Source organism: Proteiniclasticum sp. C24MP, assembly GCF_043951855.1.
In the GTDB taxonomy this organism is placed as follows: Bacteria; Bacillota; Clostridia; order Clostridiales; family Clostridiaceae; genus Proteiniclasticum.
In genome coordinates this window covers 20,482-43,439 of sequence record NZ_JBINJW010000021.1, presented here as the reverse complement: position 1 = coordinate 43,439, position 22,958 = coordinate 20,482, and the positions used below count along the sequence as shown (strand labels likewise).

Below are 22,958 nucleotides of genomic sequence, written 5' to 3'. Positions count from 1 at the left end.
AAGCATCTTTCTGTCAAAAAAGGTGTCATAGTAAAAAATACTATAACACCTTATGGTCTTTCTACTCTCCCTCAGTGGACTGTCTTTTCACGATGTCGTAGGGAATGATGAGTTTTCTTCCTTTCACTCCATCATTGATGGCTTTCACCAGAAGATCTACAGAGTAGTATCCCAGATCAAAGGAATTGATCTCCACACTGGTCAAAGGAATGTCGGAGTATCGGGAAAGAATACTGTTGTTAAAGCTGGCAATGGCCATATCTTTAGGAATGGATATACCGGCACCTTTGAATACCTTTGTGGCACCAAAGGCGATGAGATCATCTGTGATGATGATGGCGTCCGGCATGGGATCCAGATTCAGAATGGCCACACCATAGGTGTATCCGGTTTCCTCATCGAATTTCCCCGTGAACAGAAGCCTTTCATCATAGGGCAGATTACTCTCCATAAGGGCTTTCTTGTAGCCTTCTATTCTTTTCATGGTCACCATCTGATTGTCCTCACCGGCGATGAGCGCAATGCGCTTGCGCCCGATCATGCTGAGGTAGGTGGTGATCTCATAAGCTGCCATATAGTTGTCGTTGTCCACATGATTGACCTTATCCTTGTTGTCATAGGGAGAACCTATGAGGGAAAAAGGAAAATCGATGCCGGACAGGTATTCCTGGGTCTCGTCATCCACCTTGGAGCTCATGAGGATGATGCCATCCACCTTGGAGCTTCTGATGAAGGTCTTGACGATTTCAAGCTCGCTTTTCGATTCCGTGCTGCTGGAGAGCAGCACATCATAGGAAGCGGCTGCCGCCCCTTTCAAGATCCCTCTAAGGGCTTCCGGGAAGAAAGGATTAAGGAGAAGATCTTCCGACCTTGAAGGCAGAATCACGCCCACTGTTCCTGTTTTACGAGATGCCAGAGAACGGGCGATGGCATTGGGATAATACCCCAGCTCGTCCATGATCTTAAGCACTCTTACCCTTGTCTCTTCACTGATTTTAGGGTTGTTGGATATCACCCTGGATACAGTGGATGGGGATACTTTCGCCTTCAGGGCTACGTCTTTCACTGTTGTCTGATTCGATTTTCTCAAGGCTTTGCGCTCCTTCCTGTTCTGCGTCTATTAGTTGATTCTCATACCGGTTTCCGTATCGAAGAAGTGCAGTGAACCCTGATCGATGCCGAACTTGCTCTTGGTGTTCTCCTGGAAGTCCAGATGTCCTGGTACGGAAATGATGATTTCCTGTCCGGACTGAAGCTTTGTGTACAGAATCTTTTCCTTACCGAGCATTTCCATGACGTCGATATCCACTTCCACATTCTCGTCTGAAGCTTCAGTGAGGAATCTCTCGGAACGGATCCCTAATGATACCTTCTTTCCTTCAAAGGCTTCCACCGCTTTTCTGTCCGCTTCGGAAGGGGAAGCTTTGATGAGACCATCTGTGGATACAAAGGATCCGTTTCTGATTTCTCCTTCGAAGATATTCATGGTAGGAGAGCCGATGAATCTGGCCACGAAAAGATTTGCGGGCTGATTGTAGAATTCATCCGGTTTTCCTGCCTGCTGGATTTCCCCCTGATCCATGAGCACGATCTTTGTAGCCATGGTCATGGCTTCCGTCTGGTCATGAGTGACGTAGATGGATGTGGTGCCCAGCTGTTTGTGGAGTCTTACCAGCTCCACTCTCATATGCTCACGAAGCTTGGCATCCAGGTTGGACAAAGGCTCATCCATGAGGAAGACCTTGGGTCTTCTGACCATGGCACGGCCAAGAGCAACTCTCTGACGCTGTCCGCCGGAGATATCTGAAGGCTTGGAGTGTAGATAGTTTGTGATCTGCAGCAGCTCTGCTGCCTCACGCACGGCTTTATCAATAACGCTCTTTCTTTCCTTTCTCATGGTCAGAGAAAACGCCATATTATCATAAACGGTCATATGAGGATACAGTGCATAGCTCTGGAATACCATGGCGATGTCACGATCCTTGGAAGGAACCTTGTTCATTCTCTTGTCGTTGAAAAGAAGATCTCCTTCCGTAATGGAATTAAGCCCCGCGATCATTCTTAAAAGCGTGGTCTTTCCACAGCCTGAAGGTCCGAGTATGACGCAGAAGTCCTTTTCTTCAATCTCCAGATTGATGTTTCTCAGTGTGAACTCTTCCCGACCCTCATATTTTTTACCTATATTCTGTAATGTTACTTTCATTCGTTTATACCTCCTATTCTTTTTATCAGCCCTTCACGGAGCCCTGTGCCAGTCCTGAAATCAGCTGCTTCTGAAGCGCTGCGAACAGGATGACTATAGGAATCGCGATGAGCAGTCCACCCGCCGCAAAGGCAGGCTGATTGAGGGTTTCCCTGTTGTTGATCAGGGTGTAGAGTCCTGCTGCCAGGGTATACGACTCAGGATTTGTGAGCAGCACCTTTGGAAGCAGATAATCCATAAATGGTCCGATGAAGGACCAGAGTGCGATGATGGCAAGCATCGGTCTTATGATGGGCATGATAATCAGTCTATAGACTTTCATATTGGAGCATCCATCGATTCTTGCCGCATCATCCAGCTCTGTTGATATGGAATCCATGTAACCCTTCAGAATAAAGGTATTGGAAGCAATACCGCCTCCCGCGTAAATCAGAATCAGCATCATCTGTCTGGAAAACGGCGGGATTACAGAGGAAATGATGGAATGAATCGTGTAATATGCTGTGATTCCTGCGAAAGCAGGAATAGTCTGAATCAGCATGATGGCCATAAGGCTCGCCTTACGACCCTTGAAGCGGAATCGTGAATAGGCATACCCGGTAAAGGAGACGATGAGGATGGTCAGAATCGCTGTGGCCACAGCGATGACTATGGTATTCACCACCCATTTCAGATAAAGTGTTTCCTTGAATAAATGTTCAAAGTGCTTCAGGGAAAACTCGAACTCCTTGTTCAGAATAAGATAATTCGCCTGGGTCCCGTTGAATGCGGAGATGACCATCTGAACCAGAGGCCAGATGATGACAAATGCCCAGAAGGCCAGAATGAGGTAGGTCAGTCCCAGAAGAATCATTCCTCCTGTCGTCAGAGGCTGTCTGTCGGAAAGATAAAGTTCCTTTTTCTTTTTTCCAAATAAACTCATTATAATCTTTCCTCCTTGAACGCCTTTGAATTTCTATAGCCGAAGAACGCGAACATCATCAGTCCTAGTGAGATGACGATGGTGATGGCGGCTCCTATGGCCTGATACTGATTTTCCGTTGTCAGTTTGAAAATATAGGAAATCAGAATATCCGTGGACCCTGCAAGGTTACCGTATTTCTCGGGATTGAAGGGTCCTCCTCCATTGAACAGATAGATGATGGAGAAGTTGTTGAAGTTGAATGTATACTGGTTCACCAGGAGCGGTGCTGTCTGGAAAAGAACCAGCGGCAGCGTGATTTTTCTGATTTTCTGCCAGCTGTTGGCCCCATCGATGTCCGCCGCTTCATAGAGATCTTCAGGAATCGCCTGAAGCACACCGGTGGACAGAAGGAACACATAGGAGCTTCCCAGCCACCCCTGCAGCATCACAAGGATCATACGCGTCAGGTTGGTGTTGTTTTTGAAATCCAGTGTAAGTCCTGTGAGATCATTTGCTATGGTCGTCAGTGCCCCTGTCTTGGAGAACATGATACTGAAGAACATGATGGTGATGAAGGCCGGCACCGCCCAGGGAAGAAGATAGATCATCCGGAAGATTCCTTTTCCCTTTACTCTAGGATTATTCACAAGAAGCGCCAGGCCGAATCCGATGAAGATGGCCAGGGTCGTTGCTGTGAGTGTCCAGATGATGGTCCATCCCAGGATTTTCCAGAAGACGGAACCTGCAAGACCTGTTCCTGTTGCGATGAGCATGTAGTTTTCAAGGCCCACCCAGGAGAACTTGGACTGGTGTCTCGGATCCATGCCCGTAAAGGACAATAGAATCGCGGTGAATATGGGTACCAGTACAATGAACATGATGATGAGAAGGGCCGGCATGGATACCAGAATAGGGAAACCCTCTTCTTCGATATGACTCTTGGTTTCAAACCAGTTGAAGGAACGTGTCCCCTTTATGATTCCTTTCTCCGTGCTTTTCACATCATTGAAACTGGTGAAATAGATGGCAAAGGCGATGAGCAGAAACATGATGGCGATGATGCCCTCGATGAGGAATATGAGGGATTTATCCACTCTCTTTCCTCCTTCAGCAAGGGAAATGAGTCCCGCTACCCCTTCTCCCTGATAATTTCCGTATCCGAGCGCATAAGGGATGGCGATGAAGTAGATAAAGAGTGCACCAAGACCGAATAGCAGTGCTTTCATGTACTGCCTGTTCAGAAGCTGTCCTAGCCCTGGCAGAAGAAAAGTGGTATGTGCGATGACGGGTGATGTCTTTTCCACTTCCACCGGTACGGATCTTCTGATGTCAGCGATATCCGCATCCAGGATTCTTCTGGTCACCTTGATGTAGTTCTTCAGCTCAAAGGTTTTGCTTTTGATGAGTTCTTTCTTGTTTTTCACTGGATCTTCAAAGGACTTGATCGTGGTCAGATGCTTGAAGTCCTTTTTAATCTGGGAAATACCGTTCTTCAGTGCCTTGTCTGAAATGAGACCCTGCTTCTTCTTGTCACGGAGCTCCTTGGTACGCTCATCCAGCAGCTTCTTCTGCTTTTCTCTGAACGAAGTGATTTCCGCTTTGATGGCGCTGTGATCTCCCGATGCATCCAGATGCTTCGCTTCGGAAAGCTCTGTTTCCAGCGCTGCGATCTCCTCGATGTTCTTTGGAAGCACCCTCAGATGAGCTTTTGCTCTTTTATACAGAAATTCCGCATCATAGGAAAGTTCGGTATAATCCTCATAAAACCCCGCTTCCAGCTCGCTTTCCCTGATCTTGACCGTAAGATCACGAACCACATCCGAAAGGTCTTCAGGAACAGTTTTTCTGAACTTTTCCACTTCCTCTTTCTGCTTTGAAAGAAATGTCTTCTCCGCATCCTTGAAGGCTTTCAGCTCCACGTTGTAAGGATGCTGATCTTTCTTTATTTTCAGCTCTTTGAGTCGAGCTGCGAGATTTTTCTTTTCAGAAGCATCCATCTCACTGATTTTTTCTTCCAGCTCTGCATATTCCTTGAGATAAAGATTCTTTCTTTCATATTCTCTGCCGATGTAATCGACGAGAATTCTCTTGTATTTCGCCAAAATTTCTTCCCACCTTTACTTTTTTCTTACGTTTTCCATATCCCCTGATAGGGATAATACTGCTCCTATGAGAAGGAGATATGCTGCAACAATAAGATAATAGAATACAGAACCGAAATTCAGTTCAAAAACGGTATAGGCCAGTCCTCCTGCTAGAAGCACAGTCCATACGAAAATGAAAATTCCGCTTAGTCTCAGTTTCACATACGTATAATAAGAGAATACGGCAAATCCCATGGGAATTGCAATCTTGAAAAAGTATCTGAAAAGCTCTGCCACCACATAGTCATCAAAAACCGGCGTATATCCGGACGGCAGATCCCCTGAAGACATCGCCCTCGCAACCCAGTTTTCAAACATCAGCGGGTCCTTGACTCTCATGAACACTTCCAGAGAACTGAATAAAATAATCAGAAAGGAGGCTGCCATGATCAGATAAAGTTTTTTAGTTGAGAGTTTCGCATTTCCAAACATCTAGTAATCCTTTCTCATAAACCTTCTCTTCCGCTTTTCCTGTCACATGAAAAGAAGTTCCATATATATCCTATTGTCATTATTGTAAGAAAAGAGAGGCTAAAATAGCCTCTCTTCTGATTCAAGTCAAATTCTAGTAGTTCAGCATCATGGCATCGAATGCTGCCTTGATTGCATTGTATGCAGCTTCTGCATCAGCAGGCTGTACTGACGCCCATGATAGTACTGAATTTTCCCATGTACTCCAGACCTGTCCCCATTCTGTGAAGAGTGGTCTAGCTGGTGCATCTGCATAAGAAGCAAGTACGTTTTCTACGATGATCTTGTCCGCATCGCTCATGTCTCCATTCAGGTAAACATCAGCAGGTACGTTTTCCATGATCTTTCCTGTGTACTTGAAGAAATCAAGTGCATAGTCTGTGTTCATCAGTTCAGCGATGAATGCTTCAGCAAGAGCCATCTTTTCATCGTCGCCTTCATTTCTTGAGTTCACAACCAGTCCCCATCCACCTTTCCAGTGGTTCAGTGGCTTGCCTGCTACTGTAACGGATCCGATTGGTAATACTTCCAGGTCTGCTCCATCAGAAGCAAGTCCGCTCATCTTACCTGAATCCCATGGTCCTTCCACTCTCATGACAGCTGTTCCACCAGTGGTGAATTCTGTGTCCATATGACCCCATGCTGCTGAGCTGTCCCACATGTCGTTTCCAGCTTCCTGTACACCCTTGTAGTAGTTGTACATTGCTTCGATGGTTGCCTGCTTTTCTGGTTCAAGATCTGCCCAATCCTTGGTCATGTCTGAGAACAGCGCTCCGCTGTCATCCATGCCGAGAAGTTCGATTCCTGATGAATTTGTCACTGCAACGCCATACCATGCATTCCATACTGGAATCAGTACGTCGGATACCTTCACATCATTCAGTTCTACTGTCTTTGTAAGATCGATTCCAGCTGTTTCAGCATTTGCCTTGTTGGCGTAGATGATCAGTGTTTCGATGTTCATCGGGAATGCAAGGTAATCTCCATCGATGTTGAAGTTTCCACCTAGACCTGCGTCATAGTTGTCAAATCCTCCAACCTTGTCTGCGATTGCCATTGCATCGATTGGTGCAAGTGCTTCATTTTCGTTCAGCCCGTAGATTCTATCTGCTGGGATTGAGAACACGTCAGCGACGTCTTCATTGGTAGCATCTGTATTATCTATTACATCAAGCATATCCATCGCTCCGGATGTGATCAGCTCAACTTCAGCATCTGGGTTCACAGCGACGAATCTTTCGACTGCAGCTTCATAATAGGGTAGCCATCCTTCTTCTGCCTGAACTGTGATAGAACCTGTCAAGCCACCTTCTGCTGGCTCTTCTTCTGGTTCTTCTTCACCTTCAGCTGGTGTTTCTGCTGGTGTTTCTCCAGGAGTTTCTGGTGTTTCATCCTTTGTTCCACATGCAGCTACTGAAAGTGTCAGCATTAGAGCAAGTACAAGACTAGTGATTTTCTTCATTTTTTATCCTCCTAATACATTTGTATTTTTTTATGTATTGAATCAAACGCGTAACCGTTTACTTCTCAGTCAAAGAACAAGGGCAATTCCCGTAGCACAGCCTGCCAGAATGGACCAGGCAGTCCGCCTTCGGTGCATACGCTTGCACAAAAACTAAAATGAAAACGCTTTACTATTTGATTATACAGCTAATTCTGGTAAAAATCCAGTGAAAAAGAGAAAAAAGAGGATATTTCAGCGATTTTTCAATGCTAGCGTTTGCACTATCTTGACACAATCGCTGAAACCCTTGATTCCCAGCAGTTTCACACTGCTGTGTTTTTCTACTCATTCTGTGATTTTTTACACTGCCATGGATTCCTCATCTTCTTCTGTGATACTTGGAATGTTCCAGATCTCATTGGCATATTCCACGATGGTACGGTCTGAAGAGAACTTTCCTGCAGATGCCATGTTGATGAATCCCTTCCTATAGAACTCCAGCTGATTCTTGAAGTCCTCATTGACTCTTTCCTGCGCCTGTACATAGGCATCAAAGTCTCTGATGATGAAGTAGTTGTCCGGATCATGCCAGGATGCACCCTTTATGAGCGAATCATGCAGCTCCTTGAAGTTTTCTTCTGGTGCAAGGTCCAGTGTTCCATCGATCAGCGTATTGACGATGGATTTCAGCATAGGGTTCTTCTCCAGTTCAGACTTCGGATCGTAGGTAGCTTTCAGCGCCTCGATTTCCTCCACGGTGAGTCCGAAGATGTAGTTGTTCGAAAGCCCCGCTTCTTCCACGATTTCCACATTGGCGCCGTCGAAGGTTCCGATGGTAGGTGCTCCGTTTAGCATGAACTTCATGTTCCCTGTTCCGGAAGCCTCCTTCCCTGCTGTGGAGATCTGCTCGGAAATGTCTGCAGCCGGGAAAAGCTTCTGCGCATAGGATACGCCGTAGTTTTCCACAAAGACCACCTTGATCTTTCCATTGATGTCCGCATCGTTATTCACAACTTCTGCGATTTCGTTGATGAACTTGATGATGGCCTTGGCTCTTGCATATCCCGGAGCGGCTTTCGCACCGAAAATGAAGGTTCTAGGCTCCATGTCGAAGTCCTTCTCTGTTTTCAGTCTGTTGTAGAGATACAGAATATGGAATGCATTTAAAAGCTGTCTCTTGTACTCATGAAGTCTCTTGATCTGGATGTCGAAGATGGAATTCTCATCAATCTCGATGCCTTCCCTGGCCATGATGTATTCCTTCAGCTCCATCTTCTTCGCTTTCTTGATTCTCATGAACCGCTCGATGACGGTATCATCCTCTGCAAACTTCTTCAGCTTATCAAGCTCACTAAGTTCTGTGATCCATCCGTCATGTCCCAGAAGCTCGGTGATGAACGCGGAAAGTTCCGGATTGGATTCCAGCAGCCATCTTCTCTGGGTGATTCCGTTGGTCTTGTTGTTGAATCTCTCCGGGAAAAGATTATACCAGCCAGAAAGCTCCGTCTCCTTCAGGATGTTTGTATGAAGCTGCGCCACACCATTTACGGAATGGGTTCCGTAAATGGAAAGCCATGCCATCTTGATGTTTCCTTCGGATATGATCTCAAATTCACTGATTTCCTTCGCTGTGAGTCCTTTGTTTTCCAGTTCTCTGGTCAGCATGTTGTCGATCTTCACGATAATGGCATACACTTCCGGAAGAATCTTCTTGTAGAGCTTCACAGACCACTGTTCCAGCGCTTCCTTCAGGATGGTGTGGTTGGTGTAGGCGAACGTATCCACTGCGATGTCGAAGGCATTCTTGAAGGATACGCCCTCTTTTCCGAGAAGTCTTATGAGCTCCGGAATGGCCACTGCAGGATGCGTGTCATTGAGCTGCACTGCATGAAGTCTGCTGAAGTCGGAAAAGTCCTTGTGACTCTCCTTGTACTTTCTGATCAGGTCCTGCAGGGAAGCGGAAACGAAAAAGTACTGCTGCTTCAGTCTCAGGATCTTTCCTGATTCCATGGAATCATTGGGATAAAGAACCTTGGAGATGTTCTCCGCATCGTTCTTCTCCTTTACTGCCTTGTCATACATCTGATTGTTGAAGGCGGTGAAATTGAATTCCGTGATGGCTTCTGACTGCCATAATCTCAGGGTGTTGATGGTCTCTCCAGAGAATCCCACCACCGGTGTATCATAAGGAACCGCGTACACGCTCTGATCCTTGAACTCCACAACGACCTTCTTGTCCTGACGTCTGATGGACCAGCTGTCCCCATGGTCAAGCCATTTGTCGCCTTCCTCCACCTGATAGCCTTCCACGAACTTCTGCTCGAAGATTCCATAGTTGTATCGGATTCCATATCCGGTGAGGGAGTAGTTCAGGCTTGCTCCGGAATCCAGGAAACATGCTGCAAGTCTTCCAAGACCGCCGTTTCCGAGTCCAGCGTCGCTTTCCGCTTCTTCCAGCGCATTGTAGTCCATGCCCATGGAGGAAAGCATTTCCTTCACTTCACTCATATATCCCAGGTTGATCAGGTTATTGGAAAGCGCACGTCCCATGAGAAATTCAGCGGACAGATAATATGCCTTCTTCTTTCCCTCGAATTTTTCTTCGGAAGTCTGCCATTTCAGCAGGATGTCTTCCATCAGTGCTTTCGAGAAGACTGTATACTTCTCCTTGGTGTTCAGGTTCTTCAGGTCTCTACCGTAGGTAGTAAGGGCATATCCCTTCATTCTCATCGTCATCAATTCTTTATTCATTCTATTATCTCCCGTACATTCTAGTCAGTTTTGCTATTTTATCTGCCAGTTTATCTGTAAGTTCATTTCCCTTCATTCTCCAGGTCCAGTTGTTGCCCAGAGTGGATGGGATGTTCATTCGTGCTTCATTGCCCAGTCCCAGGAAGTCCTGCATGGGTATGATGCAAAGATCCGCAACAGAGCCGTAGGCTCCTCTTATGAATCCCCAGTTGATTCCTTCTTCATAGCTCAGCTTGAGGTATTTCCCCGCATGGATCATATCCTCGCTTTTCACGGTCCTCACCCAGCCCATGATGGTTTCATTGTCATGGGTACCGGTGTACACCACGGCATTTCTCTCATAGGTATGAGGAAGGTAGTCGGATTCCTCTCTCGGGTCAAAGGCGAACTGAAGCACTTTCATGCCAGGGTATCCGGTCTCCTTGATCAGTTCATGGACTTCTTCCGTAAGAAAGCCCAGGTCTTCCGCAATGATGTCCAGGTCGCCCAGTTCTTCTCTGATCTTCCTGAAGAGCTTCATGTTGGGTCCTTTGATCCACTGTCCATGGACCGCATTTTCAGACCCGTTCTTGATTTCCCAGTAGGCTTCGAAGCCTCTGAAGTGATCGATTCTGACCACATCATAGATGTCGAAACTGGAACGGATTCTTTCAATCCACCATCTGTATCCATCCTCCTCCATGGCTTCCCAGTTGTAGATGGGATTGCCCCAGAGCTGACCTGTATCGGAGAACGCATCCGGAGGACATCCGGCTACGGTGATGGGTTCGAAGTGTTCGTTCACTTTGAACAGACTGCTGTTTCCCCATACATCCGAACTGTCTTCCGCCACATAGATGGGAATGTCGCCGATGATTCTGATGTTCTTGTCATTGGCGTAGTTCTTCAGCTTCTTCCACTGTTTGAAGAAATAGTACTGGATGAACACATGAAAATACATTTCCTTTTCATGATTCTTTTCAAATTCCAGAACCGCACCGGAATGAATATCCTTGTAGTTCGCGGGCCATCTGAGCCAGGAAACTCCCTTGTGGTCTGCTTTGATGGCCATGAAAAGCGCATAGTCTCTCAGCCACCTTTTCTCTTCTTCATAAAAAGCCTTCAGCTCAGAACCCATGGTTCTGTATGCTCTTTTGTAGGCACGCCTTAAAAGCTCCATCTTGTTCCTGTAGAGAATGCCGTAGTCCACTTTTTCAGGATCCTCTCCCAGTGGAAGATTCTCCAGCTCCTCTCGTTCAATGAATCCCTGACTGAGCAGCTCATCCAGATCGATGAAGTAGGGATTTCCCGCAAAAGCGGAAAAGTTCTGGTAGGGTGAATCTCCGTAGCCTGTGATCCCCAGAGGAAGAATCTGCCATTCTCTCTGGTTGGCTCTGTCAAGGAAATCCACGAATTCATAGGCACCCTTCCCGAAATCCCCTATTCCATAGGGACCTGGAAGGCTTGAAATGTGCATCAGTATTCCACTTGATCTTTTTTTCATATAGAGCGGCATGAATCAGTTTCTGATTCTATACCTGCACCTCCTTCGTTATACTGTTCTCGTCCCCGTCCATCAGGGTGAAGATCACCTTCTCAATGTTCGGATTGTCATTGGTGACTCTGATCTGGATTTCACCGTCCTCCTCTCTTCTCGCATGGAACTCGGTTTTGTAGACCTTTCCGTCTTCAAAGCCGTAGCTGGTTCCATCGTCGTCATAGAGGGTGTAGACAGCTTCCGTTTCCACGTATCCGATGATGTTCATGCTCTTCATGGAAAGATCCTTGACGCTTCTACCCGGAGCGATATACGGCATCATTCTGTTTCGCCTCAGGAAGAACTTCAGATCGTCCAGTCCATACGGAAGATACGTGACCCCCGCTTTCGCCGTCCACATCTTCACATCCTCCTCTTTGAAGGAAACCAGGACCATGTCTTCCGGAAGATAGACATATCTTCCTCTGGCATTGGATTTCACCACCGGCGCAATCATCAGCTCTTCTCCCAGAAGCAGCTGATCTTCCGCCTGCAGAGCTTCCTCTCCGAAAAACTCGAAGGAGAGTGGCGTAAACATCATGGAACCGTCCTCATGGGACTTCAGCATTTCTGAGTACAGATAAGGAAGGATGCTGTATCTCGCCTTGATCAGCTGCCTGTTGTAATCCGTGACCTTCTCACCAAAAGCGTAAGGTTCCTGGAAGGCGCATCCGATGGCCGAATGATTTCGTAATAACGGTGTGAAGATGGAAAACTGCATCCATCGCGTCAGAAGCTCTCCGCTGGCGTTTCCGCCGAAGCCTCCGGTATCGGCGCCCACATAGTAGAATCCGGACATGTTGAGGGCAGGCAGCATCTTCACGTTCAGGTCCAGATGACTCCACCAGGAGCTGTTGTCCCCGGTCCAGATTCCGCTGTATCTGTGCATGCCGATGGAAGAAGCCCTTGAAATGAGCACATGTCTCTTCCCCAGATGCTTTCTCAGACCCTCTGAAGCGGATACAGTCATATTGAATCCGTAGAGGTTATGGACCTCTTCGTTGGTATATCTCTTTCCGTCAATTTCATGATAGAACCTTCTGTAGTATTCGTCTTTGTTTCCGATGTTCTGGAACTTGTCTCGGAGGGAAAAGAACGGCATGACGCCGAGGTTCTCGCCTTTGGCCGCTATGGCTGCTTCGATGCCTTCGGAAAGGGAGGTCTCATCATAGAAGATGGCAGGTTCGTTCATGTCGTTCCATACCCCTTCAATGCCAAGGTCTGTGAGAAACCGGTACTTGTCTCCGAACCAGGCTCTGGTGGATTCCTTGAGAAAATCAGGAAAGTGGACCTTGCCAGGCCACACGGCTGCCACATAGGGCTTACCGCTCTCATCTTTCACGAAATGATCTCCCGCGATGCCTTCATCGTAGACATCATACCCCTCTTCCATCTTGACGCCTGCGTCGATGATGGGAATGAGGCGCACGCCATCCGCTTTGAGATCTCTGACCAGCGTTTCGAAATTCGGGAATCTGTCCTCTGATAAGGAGAAGTCCTTGAAGTCCTCCATGTAGTCCAGGTCCAGATAGATTCCATCCAGTGGGATATCCTCTTTTCTGAAGGTCTCATAGACCTCTCTGATGTCATTCTCCGTCTCATATCCCCATCTGGACTGGAAGAAACCTAACCCCCACTTGGGCGGCATATAAGGTTTTCCGATGATTTCATGGAAATTCACCACAATGTCCTTCAGAGAATCTCCTTCAATGATGTAGAGAGTGAAATCCTCTCCGTGGATATCGATGCCGAAAGCATCCATTTCCGTGAAACCCACATCATATCGGATTCTGGATGGAAAATCGATGAAGAAGCCTGTGGCCACATCATCATCCTCCAGAATGAAGAAGTTGTGGGCTCCATAAAGAGTCGTTTTATCCTCATGATGCAGCGGGTCATCTGTGCAGTAGGACTCGTATTGTCTTCCTCTTTTGTTGATGCCGCCCAGATTCGGACCCAGTCCGAATACACGGTCGTACTTTGTCAGTGCGAAGGATATGATTCCATGACCATCTCTCACTTCCACTTTGACAGGAAGCACATGGTCACCATAGGTTTTTTCTCCAAGGATGATTCCTGTGTCCACTGGTTCCCCGAAGGTGTATCCGGTGACATGTTCTGTAAGCTTGAATGCGCTCATTTGGACCTCCAGATTTATCTGTGCAACCGCTTGCACTAATTTCTTAACTCCATTATAGTACAAAAAATCCAAATGTAAAGGTTATTACCAATTTTTGTAAATATCGTAATCTTAACTTCTGATATCACCATGGAAGCTCCAACCGCTTACGGACTCCATTCAGGTGAATCCGTCCTCGAAAATTTCTCGCAGAAAAATACCTGGATCGGAATTTCATCCGATCCAGGTACAGATTCTAATATCTGATGCGCAAAGATCTCTGCGTGCACGAACTTGTTCTAAGCATGTCACGACTGGTTGTCCTTCAGGTCAAGGCTCTCCCAGCCCGAAATTCTCTCTTGAAATGATAAGGTCTGTGAGCATCTGTCCGATGCTTTCCATCTTCTTCAGGTTCAGATTCTCCAGGGTATCCTTCTCCGTTCCTTTCTGATTGTGATAGGCTTTCCCGATGCCCACCGACAGATGGGCATTGGTTCTGAAATTCAGAAGCTGCCTGGAGACGGTTTTGTAGATGGGGGTGGACACCCGCCAGTCATCCGGCGGCAGAAGCCCCTGATACCTGGTATAAGGCACTTTCATCTCTTTCAGGATGTTTTCCATGCGCAGCAGACTGCGGAAAGAGTCTTCCTTGTTGAGCTGTCCGAAGTAGGCCACCAGGTCCACCTCTCTGTCCCCCTTCAGCCCGGAACCCAGAAGTTCCAGATACATGTAGCCTCCGCCGGAGGAGACTTCCGCATGGCGCAGATAGTAGTCATTCCTGTTTTCGCCCAGAAGATCCGATTCCCGGTCCAGGAACAGAAAGAGGATGGATTTCTCATATCCCTCTTCCCCTTCCGTGATGGCTCGGGCTAATTCCAGGGCTGTGGCCAGCGCTGTGGTGCCTTCCACCGATGCGGTTCCATCGGAAAGTCTGACACCATCATATGGCACACCGATGATGAGGCTCTGGCCATGGTCCTCAATGCTCCTTCCTTCAGGAATGAGCCAGGACTCGATGATTCGGCCGTCCCTTTTCGGAATCTCTGGAACGGTGTATTCGACGATCACATCCACGGGACCTTCCAGAAGCTTCTCCTGAAGGGCACCGTAGGGCACCAGGGTGAGCTTGTAGGAAGAGTAGGTATTGCTTCTGGCCTCATGACCCTCCACGATGAGAAACTCCACGATATCTGTGGGGTCCATGAAGCCCGGCAGGTGGTCCATGCCCCGGATCACTTCATCCAGACCCGCATAGCTCACGGGAAAGAAGCTGCGATCCTCCATGCTGTAGTCTTCCCTTTCCCACTCCACGGCTCTGCCTTCCTTCACAACCTTTTTTCCCGGTCTGTCATAGTCCATGGGCACTTCCAGAACGGAAAAATCTTCATGGAGGCTGTACTCCTCCACATGCCCTTCCCCATCGGTCAGGGTGATCTTCGCCTCTTTCATGATCAGGGGTGTTCTGTGGGCCAGTGCAAAGTCCACATCCCGGTCCGGATTTTCATTGGGATAGGCATACTGGATGGGAAACTCCTGGGTCTGGAATCCGTAGCTTTCCATGGTGGAGATGATGTATTCTCCAGCCTCATGGCCTCCCTCTGAACCTGAGACTCTGCCCTCATACTTCTCATGGATGAGCTCCTCAAGATGTTCTCTGGCATTGTCCACATTGAAGTCCCCCACCGGCTTGTAGCTGGGCACAAGAAGAAGCACCAGAAGGACTGCAGCAGATGCACTCTTCAGTACGACGGGCTTCCAGTACTTCCTGATATTTTTCAGCTCCATGAAAAACACCTTCGGTGAAAGTATGAAATACGCCTTTCGCACATTGCTCACAAACCTTGAATTTCTTTTGCCAAATTCTATGCGAAGCCCTTCTCCCAGAAGGTTCAGCCCAAGCACTGCTAGGGTGAAGGTGAGCACCGGAAAGACCACCAGCCACCAGTTGTCCTGGAAACGCTCCAGCTGGGAGGTGAGCTTCAGAAGCATGGAGCCCCATTCCGGTTCGATGCTCATTTCATAACTTGCCCGAAAGGCCAGGGTCTTCACTTCTCTGATGGTACCCACGAAGATGCCAAGGACCGCCAGCTGGGCTACAAGAAAGATCCCCTGCCCTGTCTCCTTGAAAAATCCTGCAAGGGCTGTCGGAACCACATGGGGAAGGAGATTCTGACGAATGATTTACGGCCAGGTTTTTCCGATGGCGATCTGACCTTCGATGAAATCCTCCTCCATGATGCGCTTCACCGCATCCTCAATGATGCCCGCCACCCGAGACCAGCCCAGGACAGCAAGGATCACGGAATAGAGCAGAATGGATCTGTCGATCTGAAGATTCCGGAAGAAATTCATTCTGAAAATGAGAAAACTCAGAATCAGAATGGGCACCGCACTGAAGTAGGTGTTGAAAAAGAGAATGAGCTTCCTGAAGAAATTCTTTCCCATACCCGCAAGCATCCCTATGGGCATCCCCAGAAGGATTCTGAAAAGGGCGATATAGAAGCCAAGTCTCAAGGTGTTTCTCGTGCCGTAGACAAGCCTTGCAAAAATGTCTCTGCCCGCCACATCGGTGCCCATGAGATTATCCTCACTGGGCCAGATGGGATGCATGGTGAACTCGTCCTTCACTTCCCCTTCCACCATCACTTCCATATTTCGCGGCGGCTCTTCGAACATGGGGTCTTTGTCTGTAAAAAGCTCCGGAAACATGGCTGCCGCCATGAAAAACAGAAATAACAGGCTGCCGAGCAGCAATGGGTAATTGATCTTTTTCATAGAGCCCTCCTGGAAGCATATTTCATGTTCTGTCTTATCCTATAGAATAGTTTTCCACTATAATTTATAATATCACATATAGTATATCTCATTCATTCTCTGCCTGAAAGGTATTATCAGTTTTTCACAATCACTTTATCCGAACATCATCTCTCACGCTCTTTTTTTCACTGCAGAGAAATCCGATTCTGCTATTACAGTCAAAAATGTTATAATGAAATGAACTACATTCTGAGAGAACGAAAAATACAGACTCAGACTGAAAAAGGAGCACTGAAATGCAATTTCTTGAAATATTAAAAAGATCGAAAACCGTAGACTCACTGCCTTCGCTGAAGTCCATCTACAAGAAGGTGAACAGGAAAATCACTGCGGGAGAATACCCTGAAGAAGAACTCACCTTCATAGAGGAAGCGTTCAGAGAAGGCGTCACCCTCACCATAGAAGACGGCACAAAGGTCCAGCTTCTGAAGGACCTGATCTGCGCCGGACACTCCAGCCTGGAGAAGAAAGAGACTTACGCCTATCGCATCGATGAGAACAAGTACAGGTGCCTCACCTGTCATAGAACCCTGCGAAAGATCGAAGAAGTTTCAGAAAACATCCTCTTCCCGCTGGAATGGCCTGTTTCCGATGCGGAGTTTTTCAGAGACAACACCTACCCTTATACCTTCGCGAAAATCATAGCGGATGCCAGAGATATTTCCGAGCTGCCAAGCATTCCCGCTCTTCTGGAAGAGCTGAAGAAACTGGAACTTCTGGACGAATGCAACTTCGATCAGGAAAAGAAGGCTCTGGAAAACAGCTGGGCGGAAGGCATGGTCATCACCATAGGCGACGGCACGAAAGTGAAGCTCACCTTCGGAAAAAGATGTGTCCTTCATCGCTTCAACACGCCCCATATCCGTTATTCCTATCAGGTGGAAGACAATGGGTATCTCTGCGGAAACTGCCTGGAAAAGGGAGCAGAACATCCGGATATGATGGCGCTTCACCCGCAGGTGGAAGAAGAGCTTCTCTTTCCTCTGGACTGGACCCGTTCCGGCATCGACATCTGGCTGGAGAATGTGGAGCGAAGAATAGAAGCCATTTCAGAAGCAAAGAAACACTGATTCCGAAGAAGAATAAAAAAAATACTGCAGGAGAAGCTTAAAAAAAGCTGAAGCCTTTCCATCAAAGGATCGGCTTCAGCATTTTCTGTTCTGTGACAGATACGTCCTCCTCTCACAGAATTCTGGTGGGCGTGGCTGTGAGCATCGCTCTGCTCTATCTTCTCAAAAAGGAGCCTACCCCGGAAGAGGAAGACGAGATTTCAGAAATTCTGGAAATCATAGAATAGCATAGCAAAAAGCAGTATGTGGTTTTTTTGAAAAACCTCATACTGCTTTTTTCATGTCATGGATAGTTCAGTCCCCATCCTAGTTGGAGGAAGTGATTTCCGTCCAGATTCTGTCATAGACAGAAAGCACATCGGAAGGATCTCTGAAGATCTCCGTGTTTTCAAGCACTTCGTCTGATGGATAAGCGATGGGACTGTTTCTGATTTCTTCAGGGAGCATCTCCACCGCTTCCGTGATCGGTGTGGAGTATCCGATGTAGTCCACATTCTGGATGGCGATGTCAGGTCTGAGCATGAAGTTGATGAACTTCTCAGCCCCTTCCTTGTTGGCCACACTCTTTGGGATAACCATGGAGTCGAACCAGATGTTGGTTCCTTCTTCCGGAATGGCATAATCAAGGTTCGGATTCTCTTCGATCATGTACATGGCATCTCCTGACCATACAAGGCCCATGGCTGCATCTTCCGCAATAAGGGCATCCTTGATGTCATCTCCGAGGTAGGCATAGACGATGGGCTTCTGCTTGATCAGTTCATCTCTTGCCTCTTCCAGCTCCGCCACATCTCTGGTGTTCATGGAGTAGCCCAGTCTGAGAAGGGAAACCCCGATGGTGTCTCTCTGGCTGTTCAGCATAAGGATCTCATCCTTGTACTTCTCATCCCACAGAATATCCCAGGAAGTCACAGGTTCTGTGACTTCATTCTTGTTGTAGAGGATCCCGAAGGTTCCCCACATGTATGGTGCAGAGTATTCATCGTTGGGATCAAAGACAAGCCCCTGAAAATCAGGGTCGATCTTGTCTCTGTTTGGCACATTCTCCCAGTTGATGGGCACAATGAGCTCTTCCTTGATGGATCTTTCGATGGTGTAGTCAGAGATGAAGATGACATCATAGGAATTGCCACCCTGCTTCAGCTTGGTATAGATGTCCTCGTTGTTCGCATAGGTGTCATAGACCACTTCTATGCCGGTTTCTTCCTCAAACTGGTCCAGCACATCGAAATTGATGTAGTCACCGAAGTTATAGACGTTGATGGTTTCCTTTTCTTCTCCGCAGGCAGCCAGTGCCAGTGCGGAGACCCCGATGAGGGCAGCTGCAATGATTTTTCTGATGTTTTTCATTTTATCCTCCTGTTGTCCATGAATGACCATGGATGATACTGTTTCTTTTCTTATTATAAATCTCTTTCTTCCTCTTCCTCGTTTCTTCCGATCTTGTTGATGACCAGCAGAAGAAGGAAGAATCCGATGAGCATGAAGGTTGATAAAGCATTGATTACGGGGTTTATCCCTCTTCTCGCCATGGAGAAGATGAGAATGCTGAGGTTCTGAACCCCATGACCTGTGGTGAAGAAGCTGATGGCGAAATCATCCACCGAAAGGGTGAAGGCCAGTAGAGCTCCTGTGACGATGCCGGGCATGATTTCCGGAACAATCACCTTGCGAAGCGCATACATGGGTTTCGCACCCAGGTCCATGGCCGCTTCCGCCAGGTTCACATTCATCTGCTTCAGTTTCGGCAGCACCGTCAGCACCACGTAAGGGGTGCAGAAGGTGATGTGGGAAAGAAGCACCGTGGAAAGTCCGAAATCCAGTCCCATGAATCTGTAAAGGGCGATAAGAGATACCGCAATGACCACGTCCGGGTTCAGGATGGGCAGGTAATTAAGGTTCAGCGCCATCTGCTTGAAGGGTCCCTTTCTGGAATAATGGATGCCGATGGCTGCAAGGGTGCCCAGGATGGTCGCCACGATGGTGGTCACCACCGCGATGATCATGGTATTGGTCAGCGCACTGATGACGGCTCTGTTGGTGAACAGGTCCTGATACCATTTCAGTGTGAATCCGGTAAAGGCTCCTCTTGATTTCGATTCATTGAAGGAGTAGATGATGAGTACAATGATGGGGGCATAGAGGAACAGGAAAATGAGCACCGTATAAAGATTCTTGATTCCTTTTCTTACCATAATCCGCCTCTGCCTCCTTCCAGGTCTCCGCCGCCTTTATTGGTCAGTGCCATCACAATGAGAATGATCGCCATGAGTATGATGGACATGGAGGAACCGAAATGCCAGTCTCCGGTGTAGATGAACTGCTGCTCGATGACATTCCCGATGAGGGTCGTCTTGTTTCCCCCTAAGAGATTGGAGATGATGAAGGTGGACACCGCTGGGGTGAACACCATGGTGAATCCCGTCATGACGCCGGGAAGACTCAAGGGAAAAATCACTCTTCTGAATATGGTTTTCCTGTCTGCGCCAAGGTCTTCCGCCGCTTCAACCAGCTTCTTGTCCATCTTCACCAGTACGGAATAGATGGGCAGCACCATGAAGGGCAGGAAGTTGTAGACCATCCCCAGAATCACCGACCCGCTGTTGTAGAGAAGCTCCATGGACTCAAACCCCAGAAAGTTCAGAAAGGAATTGATGATTCCGTTCTTTCCCAGGATGGTGAGCCACGCGTAGGTCCTCAGGAGAAAATTCATCCACATGGGTATGACGAAAAGAAGAATCATATTGTTTCTCGTCTTGGCTTTTCTCTTGTTTGCAATGATGTAGGCTATGGGATAGCCGAGGATAAAGCAGATCACCGTTGAAATCAGGGATAGCATCAGGGATCTTCCCAGAACATCGATATAGATGGGAGAAAGAAAACGCCTGAAGTTGTCCAGACTGAAACGGAAAGTCTCGTAATTACTGCTGTCCCCTGTGGTGAAAGCGAAATACACCACAAGAAAGAGCGGAATGAGGATAAAGATCAGCATCCATAGAATATACGGATACGAGGCCTTTCTCATTTTCAAGATGCCTCACCTCTTTTCATGATGTGGATGGCATCGGGCAGAATCTTCATGCCGATGACTTCCCCGAGAGGTGCCATGGCTGTGCTCTGAATCAGGTATCGGAATCCGTCCACGTTCACCACCATTTCATAGTGGACGCCTTTGAAGGTGACCTCTTCCACCAGACCCGTGAGCTGACCTTCTTCTTCCTTGGTCATGAGGATGTCCTCAGGCCTCACCACCACTTCCACAGGCTCCATGGGAGAGAACCCTTTATCCACGCAGGGGAACTGCACGCCCTGAAACTCCACGAGATAGTCCTTGTGCATGATGCCCGGCAGGATGTTGGACTCCCCGATGAACTTCGCAACGAAAGCGTTTTTCGGTTCATTGTAGATGTCCACCGGCGTACCGATCTGCTGGATGAGGCCCTCATTCATGACCACAATGGTATCGCTCATGGTCAGCGCTTCCTCCTGATCGTGGGTTACATAGATGAAGGTGATGCCTACCCGTTTCTGAATGTTCTTCAGCTCGATCTGCATCTCCTTTCGAAGCTTGAGATCCAGTGCACCGAGCGGCTCATCCAGAAGCAGGACCTTGGGTTCGTTGACCAGGGCTCTTGCAATGGCGATTCTCTGCTGCTGTCCACCGGAAAGGGAGTCTACCCCTCTTTTTTCAAAGCCGGAAAGGTTCACAAGCTTCAGCACGTCCGTGACTTTCTTTGTGATCTCATCCTTCTGCATCTTCTTGATCTTCAGACCGAAGGCGATGTTCTCGTACACATTGAGATGGGGAAACAGTGCGTATTTCTGAAAGACTGTATTGACCTGTCTCTCATAGGGAGGCACATCGGAAATATCTTTGCCGGAGAAAATCACTTTTCCTTCTGTAGGCGTTTCAAAGCCTGCGATGATTCTGAGGGTTGTGGTCTTCCCGCAGCCCGAAGGTCCAAGAAGAGTAAGGAATTCATTTTCCCTGATATAAAGGTTCATGTTTTCAAGCACGGTGGTCTTACCGAAACTCTTGGATATATTTTTAAGATCGATCATGATATTGGTTGTCATAACGCTGTGTCCCCTTTCTAGAATATTGGTGGTGTGCTCACCCAGATGACTATGGCTGTATTCTTACCTTCATTGGAGAGATAATGGGCTTTGCCTGGTTTCAGATAGAAACTCTCCCCTTTTTTCACTTTATGTCTGTCCTCTCCCACATGAAGAATGATCTGCCCTGTCAGTACATGACCGAACTCTTCTCCTTCATGGGGCGGCATTTCCTTGGTTCTACCACCGGAACGGATTTCCACATGGATGGGCTCCATGGCATTCTTCTGCGCATTGGGAATGATCCAGTTGATGATGTTTTTATGTTCCTCGTTTTCCTTTTCAAAGGCATCTTCTTTACTGAACACGATTTTCTCTTCTGTGGTCTCATTGAAGAAATCCCTGAGATTGGTCCCCAGACCTTCCAGCAGATCCACAAGGGTTGCTATGGACGGAGACGTCAGGTCTCGTTCCAGCTGAGAGATGAACCCTTTTGTGAGCTCACAGCGGTTCGCAAGTTCTTCCTGCGTCAGTGCATTTTTGATTCTTAAGTTCTTGATCTTCTCACCGATCTGCATAACTACCTCCTGTTCCGTCAGTATATGAATCAGTAAACTTTTTGTTTAGTTAAATTAAACTGCATAGACCATTATATAGAAAAATATTTTCGAAATCAATGATTTTTCCCGGAAAAAAAGCAGGATTTTCCACCTTCGGAAAGCAAGGCTTCAACACACTGGTATAAGCGCGTTTCAGCCATCAATTAAAACACTGATCATTTCATAATACTAGGAATTCAATCATTTGATTTTCAAAGAAACGTACTCAGAGTTTACTCTCACTAAACCAGAAACATTTTCTCCTTCTCCTGAATTGTCAAAAAACTTCACGGGTGATACACTGTTCTTAATGACTGTTAGCAGTGGAGGTAATCATGAAGAAAGTTAAGACCAATGCCATGCGGCTTTTAGACGATCATAAAATATCCCATGAACTTCTCTCCTTCGATCTGAAAGCGGATTCCATCACACCGGAGTATATCGCAGCGCAAATCGGAAAAGAAGTGGAGAGAATCTTCAAGACCATCGTAACCGCAGGCACAAGCGGAAATCATTATGTGTTCTGTCTTCAGATCATCGAAGAGCTGGATCTGAAGAAGGCGGCCAAGGCTGCCGGAGAAAAGAGCATCTCTCTCATCGATCAGAGGGATCTTCTGAAAGTGGCGGGCTACGAGAAAGGCGGATGCTCTCCGGTGGGCATGAAGAAGCTCTACAAGACCTTCTATGATGAGCATGCCCTTTCCTTTGAGAAGATCATCGTATCTGCCGGGAAAAGAGGCTATCAGATCGAAGTGCCTGTGGAGGGACTTCTGCGGGCTACGGAAGGAGAAACCACGGATCTCCTCATGGAAACAAAATCCATCTTCAAATAGAAGCGGTATTTACTGATTGATTCTGAACCAT

Annotated in this window: 18 protein-coding genes; 2 read left to right on the top strand and 16 right to left on the bottom strand. The window is 47.5% G+C overall.

Annotated elements, in window-relative coordinates; translation table 11 throughout:
* Positions 1-61: 61 nt before the first annotated feature.
* The 11 genes from ACHAL6_RS12240 to ACHAL6_RS12190 all read right to left on the bottom strand — a co-directional run bounded on the left by ACHAL6_RS12240 (position 62) and on the right by ACHAL6_RS12190 (position 16,327).
* Positions 62-1,090 carry a LacI family DNA-binding transcriptional regulator gene (locus ACHAL6_RS12240; protein ID WP_395270959.1) on the bottom strand — a complete coding sequence of 343 codons (1,029 nt, stop codon included), beginning with the start codon at positions 1,088-1,090 and terminating at the stop codon, positions 62-64.
* A 30-nt stretch (positions 1,091-1,120) separates the two neighbouring features.
* On the bottom strand, positions 1,121-2,203 hold the full coding sequence (locus ACHAL6_RS12235; protein ID WP_395270958.1) for an ABC transporter ATP-binding protein: 1,083 nt from the start codon (positions 2,201-2,203) through the stop codon (positions 1,121-1,123).
* A gap of 25 nt (positions 2,204-2,228) precedes the next feature.
* Positions 2,229-3,125, bottom strand: coding sequence for a sugar ABC transporter permease (locus ACHAL6_RS12230; protein ID WP_395270957.1), 897 nt, complete (start codon positions 3,123-3,125; stop codon positions 2,229-2,231).
* On the bottom strand, positions 3,125-5,209 hold the full coding sequence (locus tag ACHAL6_RS12225) for an ABC transporter permease subunit (protein ID WP_395270956.1): 2,085 nt from the start codon (positions 5,207-5,209) through the stop codon (positions 3,125-3,127). Before ACHAL6_RS12225 ends, ACHAL6_RS12230 begins: the two co-directional genes overlap by 1 nt.
* 15 nt (positions 5,210-5,224) lie before the next feature.
* The gene (locus ACHAL6_RS12220; protein ID WP_395270955.1) at positions 5,225-5,683 is read right to left on the bottom strand and encodes a hypothetical protein; all 459 of its coding nucleotides are present in this window, start codon (positions 5,681-5,683) and stop codon (positions 5,225-5,227) included.
* Between the two features lie 133 nt (positions 5,684-5,816).
* The gene (locus ACHAL6_RS12215) at positions 5,817-7,184 is read right to left on the bottom strand and encodes a hypothetical protein (RefSeq protein WP_395270954.1); all 1,368 of its coding nucleotides are present in this window, start codon (positions 7,182-7,184) and stop codon (positions 5,817-5,819) included.
* Between the two features lie 342 nt (positions 7,185-7,526).
* Positions 7,527-9,917, bottom strand: a complete 2,391-nt coding sequence (locus ACHAL6_RS12210) for a glycogen/starch/alpha-glucan phosphorylase (protein ID WP_395270953.1) — start codon at positions 9,915-9,917, stop codon at positions 7,527-7,529.
* A 4-nt stretch (positions 9,918-9,921) separates the two neighbouring features.
* Positions 9,922-11,400 (bottom strand): 4-alpha-glucanotransferase, encoded by a 1,479-nt coding sequence (malQ, locus tag ACHAL6_RS12205; RefSeq protein WP_395270952.1) that lies wholly within the window; start codon positions 11,398-11,400, stop codon positions 9,922-9,924.
* 28 nt (positions 11,401-11,428) lie between these two features.
* On the bottom strand, positions 11,429-13,573 hold the full coding sequence (locus tag ACHAL6_RS12200) for a TIM-barrel domain-containing protein (protein ID WP_395270951.1): 2,145 nt from the start codon (positions 13,571-13,573) through the stop codon (positions 11,429-11,431).
* 309 nt (positions 13,574-13,882) lie between these two features.
* Complete coding sequence (locus ACHAL6_RS12195; RefSeq protein ID WP_395270950.1) at positions 13,883-15,706, bottom strand: hypothetical protein; 1,824 nt, start codon at positions 15,704-15,706, stop codon at positions 13,883-13,885.
* A 27-nt stretch (positions 15,707-15,733) separates the two neighbouring features.
* The gene (locus tag ACHAL6_RS12190; RefSeq protein WP_395270949.1) at positions 15,734-16,327 is read right to left on the bottom strand and encodes an ABC transporter permease subunit; all 594 of its coding nucleotides are present in this window, start codon (positions 16,325-16,327) and stop codon (positions 15,734-15,736) included.
* Positions 16,328-16,605: 278 nt separating this feature from the next.
* Between ACHAL6_RS12190 and ACHAL6_RS12185 the strand changes: the two genes are divergently transcribed.
* Positions 16,606-17,439: a hypothetical protein gene (locus tag ACHAL6_RS12185; RefSeq protein WP_395270948.1), complete on the top strand. Its 834-nt coding sequence runs from the start codon at positions 16,606-16,608 to the stop codon at positions 17,437-17,439.
* A gap of 306 nt (positions 17,440-17,745) precedes the next feature.
* On the opposite strand, the gene ACHAL6_RS12180 is transcribed toward ACHAL6_RS12185, so the two are convergent.
* The 5 genes from ACHAL6_RS12180 to ACHAL6_RS12160 are packed head-to-tail and all read right to left on the bottom strand — an operon-like array spanning position 17,746 to position 22,073.
* Positions 17,746-18,789: a PotD/PotF family extracellular solute-binding protein gene (locus ACHAL6_RS12180; protein WP_395270947.1), complete on the bottom strand. Its 1,044-nt coding sequence runs from the start codon at positions 18,787-18,789 to the stop codon at positions 17,746-17,748.
* 53 nt (positions 18,790-18,842) lie between these two features.
* On the bottom strand, positions 18,843-19,634 hold the full coding sequence (locus ACHAL6_RS12175) for an ABC transporter permease (protein WP_395270946.1): 792 nt from the start codon (positions 19,632-19,634) through the stop codon (positions 18,843-18,845).
* Positions 19,628-20,464, bottom strand: coding sequence for an ABC transporter permease (locus ACHAL6_RS12170; protein ID WP_395270965.1), 837 nt, complete (start codon positions 20,462-20,464; stop codon positions 19,628-19,630). The genes ACHAL6_RS12175 and ACHAL6_RS12170 overlap by 7 nt, the downstream gene beginning before the upstream one ends.
* A gap of 2 nt (positions 20,465-20,466) precedes the next feature.
* On the bottom strand, positions 20,467-21,516 hold the full coding sequence (gene potA, locus ACHAL6_RS12165) for a spermidine/putrescine ABC transporter ATP-binding protein (protein WP_395270945.1): 1,050 nt from the start codon (positions 21,514-21,516) through the stop codon (positions 20,467-20,469).
* Between the two features lie 17 nt (positions 21,517-21,533).
* Entirely contained in the window at positions 21,534-22,073 is a 540-nt protein-coding gene (locus ACHAL6_RS12160; RefSeq protein ID WP_395270944.1) for a cupin domain-containing protein, read from the bottom strand.
* Positions 22,074-22,429: 356 nt separating this feature from the next.
* Here ACHAL6_RS12160 and ybaK point away from each other — a divergent pair, with 356 nt between their 5' ends.
* Positions 22,430-22,927, top strand: a complete 498-nt coding sequence (gene ybaK, locus ACHAL6_RS12155; RefSeq protein ID WP_395270943.1) for a Cys-tRNA(Pro) deacylase — start codon at positions 22,430-22,432, stop codon at positions 22,925-22,927.
* The last annotated feature ends 31 nt before the right edge of the window (positions 22,928-22,958 follow it).

What these genes read in the sequence shown, in the direction of transcription:
- ACHAL6_RS12235 (WP_395270958.1), bottom strand. Translation starts at nt 2,203, where the DNA reads ATGAAAGTAACATTACAGAATATAGGTAAAAAATATGAGGGTCGGGAA.
- ACHAL6_RS12230 (WP_395270957.1), bottom strand. Translation starts at nt 3,125, where the DNA reads ATGAGTTTATTTGGAAAAAAGAAAAAGGAACTTTATCTTTCCGACAGA.
- ACHAL6_RS12220 (WP_395270955.1), bottom strand. Translation starts at nt 5,683, where the DNA reads ATGTTTGGAAATGCGAAACTCTCAACTAAAAAACTTTATCTGATCATG.
- ACHAL6_RS12215 (WP_395270954.1), bottom strand. Translation starts at nt 7,184, where the DNA reads ATGAAGAAAATCACTAGTCTTGTACTTGCTCTAATGCTGACACTTTCA.
- ACHAL6_RS12210 (WP_395270953.1), bottom strand. Translation starts at nt 9,917, where the DNA reads ATGAATAAAGAATTGATGACGATGAGAATGAAGGGATATGCCCTTACT.
- malQ (WP_395270952.1), bottom strand. Translation starts at nt 11,400, where the DNA reads ATGAAAAAAAGATCAAGTGGAATACTGATGCACATTTCAAGCCTTCCA.
- ACHAL6_RS12200 (WP_395270951.1), bottom strand. Translation starts at nt 13,573, where the DNA reads ATGAGCGCATTCAAGCTTACAGAACATGTCACCGGATACACCTTCGGG.
- ACHAL6_RS12190 (WP_395270949.1), bottom strand. Translation starts at nt 16,327, where the DNA reads ATGAAAAAGATCAATTACCCATTGCTGCTCGGCAGCCTGTTATTTCTG.
- ACHAL6_RS12185 (WP_395270948.1), top strand. Translation starts at nt 16,606, where the DNA reads ATGCAATTTCTTGAAATATTAAAAAGATCGAAAACCGTAGACTCACTG.
- ACHAL6_RS12180 (WP_395270947.1), bottom strand. Translation starts at nt 18,789, where the DNA reads ATGAAAAACATCAGAAAAATCATTGCAGCTGCCCTCATCGGGGTCTCC.
- ACHAL6_RS12175 (WP_395270946.1), bottom strand. Translation starts at nt 19,634, where the DNA reads ATGGTAAGAAAAGGAATCAAGAATCTTTATACGGTGCTCATTTTCCTG.
- ACHAL6_RS12170 (WP_395270965.1), bottom strand. Translation starts at nt 20,464, where the DNA reads ATGAGAAAGGCCTCGTATCCGTATATTCTATGGATGCTGATCTTTATC.
- potA (WP_395270945.1), bottom strand. Translation starts at nt 21,516, where the DNA reads ATGACAACCAATATCATGATCGATCTTAAAAATATATCCAAGAGTTTC.
- ACHAL6_RS12160 (WP_395270944.1), bottom strand. Translation starts at nt 22,073, where the DNA reads ATGCAGATCGGTGAGAAGATCAAGAACTTAAGAATCAAAAATGCACTG.
- ybaK (WP_395270943.1), top strand. Translation starts at nt 22,430, where the DNA reads ATGAAGAAAGTTAAGACCAATGCCATGCGGCTTTTAGACGATCATAAA.